Origin of the sequence: Nannocystis pusilla (genome assembly GCF_020073745.1) — a bacterium.
Taxonomy (GTDB): Bacteria; Myxococcota_A; Polyangia; order Nannocystales; family Nannocystaceae; genus Nannocystis; species Nannocystis radixulma.
Map to the genome: position 1 here is coordinate 75,067 of NZ_JAIRAU010000044.1, position 12,898 is coordinate 87,964.

The following is a 12,898-nucleotide window of genomic DNA, read 5'->3' on the forward strand; positions in this document are numbered from 1 at the left end:
GGCGCGCCGCGCGTCGCGGCCGTTCAGTTCGCGGCGGCGATGGTGGCGAGCTCGCCCTCGACGTGGACCTCGCAGCCGGTGCGGGCGCGGACCTCGTCGAGGGTGTGGCCGGGGGCGATCTCGACGAGGAAGAGGCCCCTGGGGCCGGTGCGGAAGTAGCCGAGGTCGGTGACGACCTCGTGGACGACGCCCTTGCCGGTGAGCGGGAGGGCGCAGGTCTTGACGAGCTTGGGCTCGCCGTCCTTGTTGTTGTGCTCCATGCAGACGATGACGCGACGGGCCCCGGCGACGAGGTCCATCGCGCCGCCCATGCCCTTGACCTTCTTGCCGGGGATCATCCAGTTGGCGAGGTCGCCGCGCTCGCTGACCTCCATGGCCCCGAGCACGCACAGGTCGATGTGACCGCCGCGGATCATGGCGAAGCTGTCGTGGCTGCCGAAGAACGAGGCGCCGGGCTGGAAGGTGATGGTCTGCTTGCCGGCGTTGATGAGGTCGGGGTCGACCTCGTCCTCGCGCGGGAACGGACCCATGCCGAGCAGGCCGTTCTCGCTGTGGAGCACGACGTCCATGCCGGCCGGGATGTAGTTGGCGACGAGGGTCGGCATGCCGATGCCGAGGTTGACGTAGTAACCGTCGCGCAGCTCTCGGGCGACGCGCTGGACGATCTGCTCGCGGGTCAGGGGCATGGCGGTGTTTCCGGGGGTGGGCTGGAGAGTAACAGCGGGCCTGGTGTCACGGGGAGAAGTCGAGGAGCAGCGGCGGCGGGTCGCCGAGCTCGCGCAGCGGGGCGCGCAGCAGACGCGCGCTCAGGGCCTCGTCGGCGGGGTCGGGGCGCGCGTTGGCCTCGGCGGCCCGCGGCGCCTCGGCGGCGGCGATCTTCGCGGTGTCGTCGAGCCGGACCCATGCGCGGGCGCCGGTGGCGGCGAGCACCAGCGGGCGCTTGAGCCTGTCCTCGAGGACATGTGTCGAGGCGGCGTCGCTGGCCGCGCACAGGCGCAGCACCTCGCTGGCGAGGGCGAGGGCGAGGGCGCAGTCGTAGCGGCACGGCTCGAAGGTGACGAGGCGCAGGTGCTGGCGCAGCAGCAGGTTGTTGAGGCGCCAGTCGGGGCGGGCGACGAGGGCGTCGTGGGCGGCGGCGTAGTCCTCGTGGACGCTGTCGCGGTCGCCGGCGCGCAGCTTGCCGGGGCCGCGGAGGATCCGCGCGGTGAAGGCGTCGACGCAGCAGCGGGGATAGCCGAGGCGGCGCCCGAGCTCGCCGGCGTAGTAGGCCTTGTCGCGCGCGGGCAGGTGGGTGCCGAGCAGCGGGCGCTCGGCGGCGCGGACGGCCGCGGCGTCGGCGGCGCCACGGGCGACGTAGACGAGGGTGTGCTCGTGGCGGTGGACGCCGACCGGGCCGCGCGCGGTGACCACGGCGGCGCCCATGGCCTGGAACCGCCCCGCGATCGCGCTGGCCTCGAGGGCGCTGGCGGCGATCCGGATCGCCGGTTTGAGGCCCGCGGCGAGCGCGAGCCACTCGACGTCGATGCGCTGGTGGCCGCCGTGCATCTGTCTCTCGGGACCTGATGGAAAGGTCAGGCGCTCCGGGTGGTCCGGAACTCGATCGGCTTGGCGTAGCGCTCGCCCTGGATGATGCGCTGGACGTAGATCCCGGGCGTGTGCACGTGGTCCGGGTCGAGCGCGCCGGCCGGCACGAGCTCCTCGACCTCGGCGATCGTGACCTTCGCGGCGGTGGCCATCGCCTGGTTGAAGTTGTTGGCGGTGCGGCGGAACACGAGGTTGCCGTGGGTGTCGCCCTTCCACGCCTTGACGATGGCGAAGTCGGCCCTGAGCGGCGCCTCGAGCACGTACCAGCGGCCGTCGATCTCGCGCACCTCCTTGCCCTCGGCGATCGGGGTGCCGTAGCCGGTCGGCGTGTAGAACCCGCCGATGCCGGCCCCTCCGGCGCGGATCCGTTCGGCCAGGGTGCCCTGGGGCACGAGCGTGACCTTGAGCTTGCCCGAGAGGTAGAGCTTCTCGAAGGTCTTGTTCTCGCCGACGTACGAGGCGGTGATGCTGCGGACCTGGCCGGCGTCGAGCAGGATGCCGAGGCCGACGCCGTCGACGCCGCAGTTGTTGCTGATGAGGTCGATGTCGCGGATGCCCTTGCGGTGGATGGCCTGGATCAAGTTCTCCGGGTTGCCGCACAGGCCGAAGCCGCCGCTCATGAGGGTGATGCCGTCACGCAGGTCGGCGACGGCCGCGTCGGCGCTGGGATAGGTCTTGTCCATGGCGCTGCGATTGTCGGGCCGCGCGGGGCCGCGAGGCAAGCGCGCCGGCGTGCGGGCGTGTGAGGCCGCGCAGCCGAGCCCGCCGTCGCCGGCGGCGCCGAGCCGGCCGCGCGACCCGCGGACCGCCGGCTGCGGTCGCCTGGTCGCCCGGACGGGCTGTGGTAGAGCAGGGGCATGGCTTCCAATACACGGTTCTCCAGCGCCCTTGCGGCGATCTTCCTGCTCTCGCTCCCGGCCTGCGGCGACTCGACGTCGACGACGACCGCGACCACCGACTCGAGCGGGCCGAGCACGGCCACCGAGACGACGGCCGAGCCCACGACGACCACCACCGCGTCCACCGACAGCCCGACGTCGACGACGACGACGGGCCCGACGACGACGACCGCCGAGACGACGACGAGCACGGGCCCGACGACCGAGACCACCGGCGTGTCGGCGTCGACGACCGAGACCAGCGAGACGACCAGCGCGGTCACCGGCGAGACGACCGCCGGCACGACCGACGAGACGACGAGCGGCGAGACCACCGGCGAGCCGGTCGGCGCGACCTGCGAGCAGGACAGCGACTGCCAGATCTTCACCGACTGCTGCACCTGCGACGTGCTGGCCGTCGGCGAGCAGCCGCCCGCGTGCAACGTCCCCGAGTGCTTCGTCGAGGCCTGCGCGGTGCTCGACATCGGCGCCCCGGCGAAGGCGGTGTGCCGGTTCGGCCGCTGCACGTTCGAGAAGGTGAGCTGCAACCCGGTCGGGGTGACCTGCGACGTGCCGCCGCCAGACTGTCCTCTGGGACAGCTGCCGAGCGTCGCCGGCGAATGTTGGTCCGGCCAGTGCACCCCCGTCGAGGCCTGCGACTGGGCCCCCGACTGCGCGGCCTGTACCACCGACCCCCACGACCCGCTGGTGTGCGTGCTCAAGGGCCAGAAGGGCGCCTACAACGTGTGCGAGCCGAAGCCGGTCGAGTGCGGCGACATGGCCGACATCGACTGCGAGTGCGGCCAGGAGATCTGCGACGCCATGCCGCCCCACACCGTGTGCAACGACATGACGCCCGGCATCGTGTGTCAGTGCCCGTTCTGCTGAGCAACGCCGTCCCCCCCCGCCCCTATGTACGTCATCTTCATTCATGGCCCGGCCGCCTCCGGCAAGCACACCATCGGCATGCAGGTGGCCCAGGCGCTCGGCATCCCGCTGTTCCACAACCACCTGGCGGTGGACGCAGCGCTGGCCTTGTTCGAATTCGGCAGCCCGGGCTTCCGTCGTCTGCGCGCGGCGATCTGGAGCGCGGCGTTCGCCGAAGCCGCCGCGGCCGGGCGCTCGTTCGTCTTCACCTTCCATCCCGAGGCCACCGTCGATCCGGCCCTGATCGAGAGCTTGACCGGAACGGTGCGCGGCCACGGCGGCGAGGTGGTGTTCGTCGAACTGCTGTGTTCGCCCGAAGCCATCGCCCAGCGGCTCGACCAGCCCAGTCGGCATCGTTTCGGCAAGCTCACCGATGTCGCCTTGTACCGCTCGATCGAGCGCGCAGGCGGCTTCGCGTTTCCGCCGCTGCCGCCGCCGTCGCTGCGCATCGACACCGAAGTGCACACGCCCGAGCGATCGGCGGCGCTGATCGTCGCCTCGCTCGGCGAGCGGCGCTGATTCACGGCGAGTTCGCGCGCCGTTCGCGGCGACGTCCACCGGAGCGGCCGATGACGACGCCGACGCCGACGCACTCGCATCACCGCACCGGCGAGTCGCCGCGCGCTCGCAGGGCCCGGGCGTGCGCCAGGCCGAGCGGCCGCGCGACGAGCTCGCGGCGCAGCTCGAGCGTGAGCTCGCGGCGATGGACTGATGCTGCTTGACGGCCGCGCGGGGGAGCGCGGATCGTCGACGCACGCATGAGCACCGACGCCTTCGCCGCGCTGTTCGCCGAACCCTCGCCCGACGCGCCGCCGCGCGCGGGTGACGTCGTGAGCGCCACGGTGGTCGCGGCCGGTGGCCTCGATGTGGTCTGCGAGATCGCCGACGGCCGGAGGTTCATGGTGCCGCTCGACGAGCGGCTCGAGCCGGCGCTCGCGGTCGGCGCGACGCTCGAGCTCCTGCTGTTCGCCACCGACGAGCTGGGCACCCTGGCCGCGTCGGCGAGCATGGCGCGCAAGCGGAGGGCGTGGGAGCGCGTGGTCGCGGCGCAGGCGGGGGCCGAAATGCTGGCAGCGACGGTGACGCGACGGCTGCTGCGCGGGTGGGAGGTCGACCTCGGGGGAGTGCTCGCATTCCTCCCCGACGACGCCGCCCCGGCGACCGGGCCGGGCCAGCGACTCGCGGTCCGCGTCGTGCGCTACGATCGCTGGCGTGAATCGGTGCTGGTCGCGCCGTAGCCGGGCGGCGCATCGCGCGATTGCGGGGGGCGCGATTCGTCCGCGCGAGAATCACAGGACCCCGCCCTCGACCTTGACGCCGAAGGTCGAGGTCGAGGGCCTGGGCGGAGTCAGCGTGCTGGCGCAGCGCGGCATCTCCTGCAGGCAGGGGGGGCCTGGAGGAGCATCGAGTCGAGCGGGGTGGCCTCGACGCCGCGGAACGCCTGGCCGCGGCAGATCATCCCGGTATGATCATAGTCGTCCTCGCGCGACGGACAGGGCGTCGTCGTCGCAGGCGACGAGCGCGAGCACGAGGGGGCAAGCCACGGTGAATCGACGAATGAATGCGCAGAGCATGGAAGTTATCCTCGGCCCAGTCGGGGCGCTGATTCCTCAACATGACCCGCATCTGCGGAACAATTCCCGGGCGGCGCCTCGCTTGACGGCGTTTGTTCGGGGAACCGGAGGTGCGCGCGGAAGCGCCCGCGGTGAGACGCGAGCGTCGTCCGCGGCATCAAGCAGGCTCCCCGCGGCTCCGCCGGCTCGCGTGGGGCCGGCGATTTTTCTCGGCCGCGGCTGACTCGAGCGCCAGGTGGCGATGCGCGGGCGTGCACGCCGTTTCTGCGGTTATTCAACCGGTCTTGATCCGCGCTGGAACAAGGTCGTGCCGTAGAAGGTACGCATGTCTCAGTTCATTCTTGACGATTTCAACCTCGAAGCCGCCGAGCGCCGCCTCTGCAACGAGGCGCTCAACCGGGCCGGCAACATCGTCGGCGCCGCCCAGCTCCTCGGCATCACCCGCCACGCCATGAAGCGCCGGATCATCAAGCTCCGCATCGAATGGCCGCGGAGGACGGCGCCCCCGACGACGCTGCCCTGAACCCGGACACGTATCGACTGCGGGGGAGCACGAGATGGTGCTCACATTTCCAGGCGCCGGCGGCGACGAGGATGTCGCCGACCGGCGCGAACCATTTGTCGGGTGTGAAGGCGCAGCTCCGCGCAGCGCCGGGGCGGCGATGCTCGCGAGCGCGCCCTTGGTCGCGGTCGGCGAGCCGCGTGACCTCGGGGCGCAGCAATACATGGACATGGCTTGAAGGTCATCCGCCGGTCGAGCGCCATTCGGCCGGCACGAGCCTCGAACCTGTCCTGCGAGACATGACGTCGATCCGTCACGGCCCCGAGCTGAGGATGTCCCAAGGGCCAGGCCGTCGGAGGAGGCGGGCGCTCGTCCGGTCGCGGCGGGGGCTCGGGCATCACCTGTCCCGATGGTCAGGCTGCCCTGTCGCCGCGCGCGGCTCGACCTGTCCGATGCGTCACGTGCCGCGCCCGGGAGATTCCCGGGGCATCCCACGGAGTTCGTGTAGGGTCGAGTCGGGCCGCCGACCTGCGCGGCGTCGGGTGCCGACACGGACGCGGGCGCGTGTGCTGGTGGCGGCGCGAACGAGTCATCCGGCGATGACCGCCTCGCCGCGCCTCCCGGGCCGGCGGCGCGCGGTTCGGCGGCGCGGAGCTTCACGCGCCGCCGCCGTCTGTGCCATATTGCGCGGCTGGTGATGCCCGACCAGCGGCCTTCTCCTTCGTCCCGGGCGCACCTCGCCCAGCTCCTGCGCGAGCTCGTGCCGCAATTCGTCGAGCTGTTCGACGGCGCCGAGCTGCTGGTGGACGAGCTCGCCGACCTGCTGGTCGCGCCGGAGGAGTCCGCGGCCTGCCCGGCGGGCGTGGGGCACGGGGCCGGGCGGGCCCGCGAGGACGCGGCCCCCGAGATGCTGGCGCGGGAGTTCGCGGCGCTGCGCCGGGCGCTGTCGTCGCGGGTCGAGCAGGACGAGCTCGCCGGGGCGGCCGTGGTCGCGCTGCACGAGCAGATCGACGAGCAATACGCGGCCAGCGTGGCGGCGTTCGCCCGCGAGCGCGAGGCCCAGCTGCTCGAGATGGTCGCGCACGACATCAGCAACCCGCTGATGAACATCAGCCTGTGCCGCGATTACCTGGCCGGGCTCGGCGAGGGCTCGCCGGAGCAGCAGATGGTGCGGGAGATGCTGCAGAGCGCGACGCTGCGGCTGCAGGAGGTCACCCGCGGGCTGCACGAGGTCGCCGACCTGCGCGGGACCCCGGAGCTGCTCGAGCGGCGGCCGCTCGCGGTCGCCGAGCTCGTCGCCGACGTGGTGGCCCAGCAGCAGCCGGCCGCGTCCGCCCGCGGCGTGCGCATCGAGCAGTCGCTGGAGCTCGCCGGCGCGACGGTGCTCGGCGAGCACGAGCGCCTGGTCCGGGCGCTCGGCACCGTGGTGCAGGCGGCGCTGCGGGCCGCCGGCGCCAGCCGCCTCGTGACCCTGCGCGGCTCGGTGGCCCAGGCGCAGGTGGTCCTCCGCGTCAGCGACGTCGCCGCCGACCTCGGCGGACCGTCGCTCGCGCGCCGCCGCACGACCACCGAGATGTTCGTGGCCCGCAGCGTGGTCGAGGCCCACGGCGGGCGGATCTGGCACGAGGCCTCCTCCTCCAGCCGCGGCACGACGCTCGCGCTCAGCCTGCCGCTCGCCGACGCCGTCGGGTGAGCCGGGGCGCGCGTATTCGTGGCACATGTCCCCGGGGACGTCTCGCCGCTCGCCCGCGCATTCGTGACACATGTCCTCGGGGACATGTTCCGTGATGGGTCGTCCAGGGACATGCCCTTCAGGACATGTCGCTGGGGTCCGCGCCCGGCGGGCGCAGCAGCGCCTTGAGCTTGGCCAGGCCGACCGGCTTGATCAGGTGGGCGTGGAAGCCGCTGGCGAGCGAGCGCTGGCGGTCCTCGGCGCGGCCGTAGCCGGTGAGGGCGATGAAGCGGGTGGCCGCGAACTCGGGGCGGCCGCGCAGCTGGGCGACCACGCCGTAGCCGTCGAGCAGCGGCAGGCCGATGTCGCACAGCACGATCTGCGGCACGAACGCCAGCGCCGCCTCGATGCCCGACGGGCCGTCGGCGGCGGTCTGGACGGTGTGGCCGAGCATGCCGAGGAGGGCCGCCAGCAGCTCGGCGGCGTCGCGGTTGTCGTCGATGACGAGCACGCGCAGGCTCGGGCCGGCGACACTCGGCTTCTCGGTCGGCGGCGCCTCGGCGCCGACGCGCTCGCCGTCGTGCAGCGGGAGCCGGACCACGAACTCGCTGCCGAGCCCGGGGCCGTCGCTGTGGGCCTCGACCTGGCCGCCGTGGATCCCCACCAGCCGCTTGACCAGCGCGAGGCCGATGCCGAGGCCGCCCTGCGAGCGGTCGAGCGAGCGGTTGACCTGCGTGAACAGGTCGAACACCTCGGCCAGCATCTCCTCGGGGATGCCGATGCCGCTGTCGCGCACGCGGATCACGGCGTCGCCGTCCTCGCGCTCGAGCCGCACGACGATCTCGCCGCCGGGCTCGGTGTACTTGGCGGCGTTGTTGACGAGGTTGCCGACGACCTGGGCGATCCGGGTCGGGTCGGCGCGCACCCACACCGGGTCGGGCGGGCAGGCGAACTCGAGCCGGTGGCCCTTGCTGTCGACCACGGGCCGGCTGGTCTCGATGCCGCGCAGCACCACCGTCGCGAGGTCGATGCGCTCCATCTGCAGCTGGATCTTGCCGGTGTTGATCCGCGAGACCTCGAGCAGGTCGTCGACGAGCCGCGTCAATTGTTGGACCTGGCGCTCGATGACGTCGCGGCACTGACCGGTCAGCGGGTCGTCGAGCGCCTGCAGGTTCATGATCTCGAGCGACGACTGGATCGGCGACAGCGGGTTGCGCAGCTCGTGCGCGAGCATGGCCAAAAACTCGTCCTTGCGGCGGTCGGCCTCCTGCAGCTCGCTCGCGCGCCGGCGCAGCTCGTCCTGGGCCTCGCGCAGCGGGGTGATGTCGGTCAGCGTGATCACCACGCCGAGCCGCTCGCCGCCGGCGACCACCAGCGGGCCCGCCCCGAGCAGCAGCTCGGCGCGCCCGCCGGACGGGCGGTGGAAGCGGACAGTCAGGCCGCGCAGCGTCTCGCCGCGCCACGCCGGGCCGAGGTCGACGCGCGCGCCGACGTCGTCGGCCGCGAGCGGCGTCAGGGCGAACACCTGGTCGAAGCGCTGGAACAGCGGGTTCTTGCCGGCGAGGTCGTGCGCGGCCCGGCTGGCGCGCAGCACGGTGCCGCCATTGTCGCACACGACCACGGCGTCCGCGACCTGCTCGAGGATCGCGCGGGCGGTGGCGGCGTCGGCGAGGACGCGCTCGCGTCGCTTCTGCTCGGTGAGGTCGACGACGAACAGGCACACGCCGGCGATGCCCTCGCGCAGGGCGCGGACGCCGAGGACCACGGGGACGCGCTCGCCGTCGCCGTGGCGCAGCATCACCTCGCTCTCGGCCGAGGCGGCCAGGCCGTCGCGCAGCAGCGCCTCGAACACCGGCAGGCCGGGCGGGTCGACGTGCTCCTGCAGCGGGCGCCCGAGCACGGCCTCCTCGCCGCAGCGGAGCAGGCGCGTGAACTGGGTGTTGCAGGCGAGCACGACCCCGTCGACGTTGACCGCGGCGGCCCCATGGTGCATCTGCTCGACGAGCAGGCGGTACGGCTTGTCGGCGGCGTCGAGCGTGAACACCCGCGGCGGCTCGACGTCGCTGATGACGAGCGCGTCGACCTCGCCGCCGGTGATCGCCCGGATCGTCTCCTGGGCCTCGGCGAGGCGGAAGCGCAGCTCCGCGAGCTCGCGCTGGAGGTCGTCGCTCACGGCGCGGCCTCCCTCGCGTTCGTCACATGGTCGAAGAGACAGGCTCGTTCGGGCCCGGCGAGGACGGCGGTGGGGCGGGCGCTCATGGTGTGTGGGCCGGCACCAGCTGCAGTCCGACCAGCGCCTTCTGCACGTTCGAGAGGTCGCCGATCACGCGCCGGATCGGGTCGGGCAGCTTGCGGACGAGCGTCGGGATGGCGACGATCTCGTCCTGCTTGGCCAGCCTCGGGTGCTTGTGGAGGTCGATGACCTCGATCGTGTAGCGGCCGTGCAGGTGCTCCTCGCAGATCCGCTGCAGGTTCGCCAGGGCCTGGAGCGACTTCGGTGTCTGCCCGGCGACGTACAGCCGCAGCTGCCAGACGTCGGGGTCGCCGGCGCTCGCCTCGTGCTCGCTGTTCATGCCGTCTCCTCCTCTTCCGCGTCGGCCCGCCGGCTGCGCGCCATGCCGACGCGGTCTGACTGCAGCCTGCGCTCGACCGCCTCCTCGGCGCCGAGCAGCAGCTCGAGCTCGCTCTCCTCGATCTCCGCCTCGGCGCGCAGCGCCGCGATCTGGGCCTCGAGCGCCCGGCGCTTGCGGTCGATCTCCCGCCGCTTGCGCGCGATCGCCAGCCGGCGGTTCTCGGCCGCCTCGCGCTCCTTGGCCTCCTGCGCCAGCCGCATCGAGCCGGTGAGCACTCCCTCGGGGCCGACGTAGACGTCGCGCAGCTCGATGCCGCGGCTCGACAGCACGAACTCGCGGACCTGGTTCGAGTGGGCCGTGCCGCGCGACTTGAGCACGTGGAGCCCGCGGTTGCGCTCGCCGCCGAGCTCGATGTCGCGGAGCAGCACCCAGGTGTCGATGAGCGAGGAGATGTTCTGCTCGGTCGCCTCGGTCGCGGCGGCGCCGCTGATCAGGCTGACGAACACCGCGGTGGTCTGGCGGCTCTTGAGGAAGTCGACCAGGCGCAGCAGCATGGCGTGGGCCTCGTTGGCGGTGCCGACCGAGACGAAGTTGCTGATCGGGTCGACCACGACCAGGCGGGGGTCGAGATCGCGGATGTGCTTGTACATCGTCGCCAGGTGCATCTCGAGCCCGTGGAAGGTGGGGCGGGTCGAGACGAACGTCAGCAGGCCGTTCTCGAGCCAGGGCGCGAGGTCGAGGCCGATCGACCGCATGTTGCGCAGGACCTGCGACGGCGACTCCTCGAACGAGTAATAGAGGCACCGCTCGCCGCGCTCGCAGGCGGCCGCGGCCATGTAGGCGGCGACGCTCGACTTGCCGGTGCCGGCGGTTCCCGAGAGCAGCACGCTGGTGCCGCGGTACACGCCGCCGCCGAGCATGGCGTCCAACCGCTCGATGCCGGTGGAGACGCGCTCGTTCGAGGCCTCGTGGTCGAGCCTGAGCGAGGTCAGCGGGAGCACCGAGAAGCCGTCGTTGTCGATGAGGAACGGGTACTCGTTGGTCCCGTGCATGGTGCCGCGGTACTTGACGATCCGCAGGCGCCGGGTGGACACCTGATCGAACATCCGGTGATCGAGGAGGATCACGCAGTCGGAGACGTACTCTTCCAGGCCCTGGCGGGTGAGGGTGCCGTCGCCGCGCTCGGCCGTGATCACGGCGGTGACGCCCCGATCCTTGAGCCAGCGGAACAACCGCCGCAGCTCCGAGCGCAGCACCGCCTCGTTGTCGAACCCGCCGAACAGCGTCTCGAGCGTGTCGAGCACGACGCGCTTGGCGCCGACGGTGTCGATCGCCAGGCCGAGGCGGATAAACAGGCCCTCGAGGTCGAACTCGCCGGCCTCCTCGATCTCGCTGCGCTCGACGCGGATGTGCTCGACCACCAGCTTGTCGCGCGCGGCCAGGTCCTCGAGGTCGAAGCCCAGCGAGCGCACGTTGGCCGCCAGGTCGTCGGCGGTCTCCTCGAAGGCGAAGAACACCCCGGGCTCGTCGTAGTCGGTGGCGCCGCGGACCAGGAACTCCATCGCCATCAGCGTCTTCCCGCAGCCCGCGCTGCCGCACACCAGCGTCGGCCGGCCGCGCGGCAGGCCGCCGCCGGTGATGTCGTCCAAACCGTGGATCCCCGTGGGGGCCTTGGGGATGCTCGGTCGTTCGCTGGCGGTGATGCCGATCATGAAAAGTACGTTCCGTCCGCGGGCCGAGCGCGCCCGCCCGCACCGTCGCAGTTTATGTCGGGGAACATGGGTGCGGCAACAGCGAAGTCTCCACGACAGAGCTCGCTGCAGGCCCTCGCGTCGGCCGCAGCGCCGTAAAATGCGGCGCGCAGAGGGCGGGTTCAGGCGCTGTCGGTGTCTGGCCGCCGGTCGGCGCGATCGAAGCTTGCGTCTCGACGGCGAACGCTCACGCACGTCGGTTCGGTGACGGCGCCGCGCAGGGTCACTCGCACGGCGACGTCGACGCTACTCCGCGGCGGCGACGCGACGCGGCAGTGGTGACTCGCGCGACGACCACCACGACCTGCCGCGCGCGCCGGCTCGTCACTTGCGGCGCGCTGCAGCCCGGCGCGAGCACCATCCGCCGCGGCCGCGATCGGCAGCAGCGCGACGACTCTTGGTCGTACCGCGCGATCGCCACCACACGCGCTCACCCGACGCGTGCGAGCGTCACCGGGCCCGTGCGCGAGGCGGAGCGCCGCATGGCGTGCTCGTCCGCGGCGGCGAGCTATGCACTCCGAGGAGACGCATGGCCACACACGTCATCTACAAGCTCGGCCCGTTCACGCTGCCGAAGTTCGCCGGCGAGCGCCACGTCCGCGTGTATCTCCCGACGGAGCGGCCCGACAAGAGCCCGCTGCCGACGCTGTACATCTTCGACGGGCAGAACATCTTCCACGATGACCCCTCGATGGCCGGGGGCTGGTACCTGCACCACGCCGCCCACGACCTGTACGCGGAGGGCAAGCCGGCGCCGGTGATCGTCGGCATCGACCACGGCGGGGTCGACCGGATCCACGAGCTGTCGCCGTTCGCGTGCGACGACTGTCGCGGCGAGGCGGACCACCTGATCGACTGGGTGGTGGAGGAGCTGGCGCCGCGGATCCAGCGCGAGTTCGCGGTCCGCACCGACGTCGCCGGGACGGCGATCGGCGGCTCGTCGATGGGCGGCCTGGCCGCGCTCTACGCCCACTTCCGCCGCCCGGACGTGTTCGGCGCGGCGCTGTGCATGTCGCCCTCGTTGTGGTTCGCGGAGCGCCGGATCTACGACCGGATCGCCGAGCTCCCGCGCCCGTCGACCTCGCGGATCTACGTCGACGCCGGCGCCCACGAGGGCGACATGCTGGCCGACGCGGCCCGCCTCGTCGGGCAGCTGGTGGCCGCCGGCTACGGCGACGACGAATTGATGTGGCGCCCCGACCCGTACGGCGCGCACAGCGAGCTGCACTGGCGCAAGCGCGCCCCCGAGGCGCTCGAGTGGCTGTTCTCCGAGCGCATGGCCGCGACGACATGTACGGCCGCGTGACTCGTCCCGCAACGCCAGAATTCCTCGCCGGCGCGAGCGCATGAATGAGAGGGCGGGCTTAACCTGAACCTGAACTTCGCCACGTTGTGGCAGCTCTGCCGGGTCCACAACACGTGTGACGACAACCCGCG

General features: G+C 72.3%; 12 protein-coding genes. 6 read left to right on the forward strand and 6 right to left on the reverse strand.

The genetic code is table 11. The features are described 5' to 3' along the window. Positions 1–23: 23 nt before the first annotated feature. From K7C98_RS31695 to K7C98_RS31705, 3 genes are read right to left on the reverse strand one after another with little or no spacing between them, the layout of a single operon-like run. Positions 24–686: a CoA transferase subunit B gene (locus K7C98_RS31695; protein ID WP_224195555.1), complete on the reverse strand. Its 663-nt coding sequence runs from the start codon at positions 684–686 to the stop codon at positions 24–26. A 46-nt stretch (positions 687–732) separates the two neighbouring features. Continuing rightward, complete coding sequence (locus tag K7C98_RS31700) at positions 733–1,545, reverse strand: hypothetical protein (RefSeq protein ID WP_224195556.1); 813 nt, start codon at positions 1,543–1,545, stop codon at positions 733–735. A 26-nt stretch (positions 1,546–1,571) separates the two neighbouring features. Next, positions 1,572–2,267, reverse strand: coding sequence for a CoA transferase subunit A (locus K7C98_RS31705; protein WP_224195557.1), 696 nt, complete (start codon positions 2,265–2,267; stop codon positions 1,572–1,574). Positions 2,268–2,441: 174 nt separating this feature from the next. Here K7C98_RS31705 and K7C98_RS31710 point away from each other — a divergent pair, with 174 nt between their 5' ends. From K7C98_RS31710 to K7C98_RS31730, 5 genes are all read left to right on the forward strand, one after another. Then, the gene (locus K7C98_RS31710; RefSeq protein WP_224195558.1) at positions 2,442–3,350 is read left to right on the forward strand and encodes a hypothetical protein; all 909 of its coding nucleotides are present in this window, start codon (positions 2,442–2,444) and stop codon (positions 3,348–3,350) included. Positions 3,351–3,374: 24 nt separating this feature from the next. Continuing rightward, positions 3,375–3,908 carry a hypothetical protein gene (locus tag K7C98_RS31715; RefSeq protein ID WP_224195559.1) on the forward strand — a complete coding sequence of 178 codons (534 nt, stop codon included), beginning with the start codon at positions 3,375–3,377 and terminating at the stop codon, positions 3,906–3,908. Between the two features lie 239 nt (positions 3,909–4,147). Next, positions 4,148–4,627 (forward strand): hypothetical protein, encoded by a 480-nt coding sequence (locus K7C98_RS31720; protein ID WP_224195560.1) that lies wholly within the window; start codon positions 4,148–4,150, stop codon positions 4,625–4,627. 661 nt (positions 4,628–5,288) lie between these two features. After that, positions 5,289–5,486 carry a helix-turn-helix domain-containing protein gene (locus K7C98_RS31725; protein ID WP_224195561.1) on the forward strand — a complete coding sequence of 66 codons (198 nt, stop codon included), beginning with the start codon at positions 5,289–5,291 and terminating at the stop codon, positions 5,484–5,486. Between the two features lie 676 nt (positions 5,487–6,162). Next, positions 6,163–7,158, forward strand: a complete 996-nt coding sequence (locus K7C98_RS31730; protein ID WP_224195562.1) for a sensor histidine kinase — start codon at positions 6,163–6,165, stop codon at positions 7,156–7,158. 118 nt (positions 7,159–7,276) lie between these two features. On the opposite strand, the gene K7C98_RS31735 is transcribed toward K7C98_RS31730, so the two are convergent. From K7C98_RS31735 to kaiC, 3 genes are all read right to left on the reverse strand, one after another. Then, positions 7,277–9,310 (reverse strand): PAS domain-containing hybrid sensor histidine kinase/response regulator, encoded by a 2,034-nt coding sequence (locus K7C98_RS31735; RefSeq protein WP_224195563.1) that lies wholly within the window; start codon positions 9,308–9,310, stop codon positions 7,277–7,279. A gap of 82 nt (positions 9,311–9,392) precedes the next feature. Continuing rightward, entirely contained in the window at positions 9,393–9,710 is a 318-nt protein-coding gene (locus K7C98_RS31740) for a circadian clock KaiB family protein (protein ID WP_224195564.1), read from the reverse strand. After that, positions 9,707–11,422: a circadian clock protein KaiC gene (gene kaiC, locus K7C98_RS31745; protein WP_224195565.1), complete on the reverse strand. Its 1,716-nt coding sequence runs from the start codon at positions 11,420–11,422 to the stop codon at positions 9,707–9,709. Before kaiC ends, K7C98_RS31740 begins: the two co-directional genes overlap by 4 nt. Positions 11,423–11,990: 568 nt before the next feature. Here kaiC and K7C98_RS31750 point away from each other — a divergent pair. Next, on the forward strand, positions 11,991–12,767 hold the full coding sequence (locus tag K7C98_RS31750; RefSeq protein WP_224195566.1) for an alpha/beta hydrolase: 777 nt from the start codon (positions 11,991–11,993) through the stop codon (positions 12,765–12,767). The last annotated feature ends 131 nt before the right edge of the window (positions 12,768–12,898 follow it).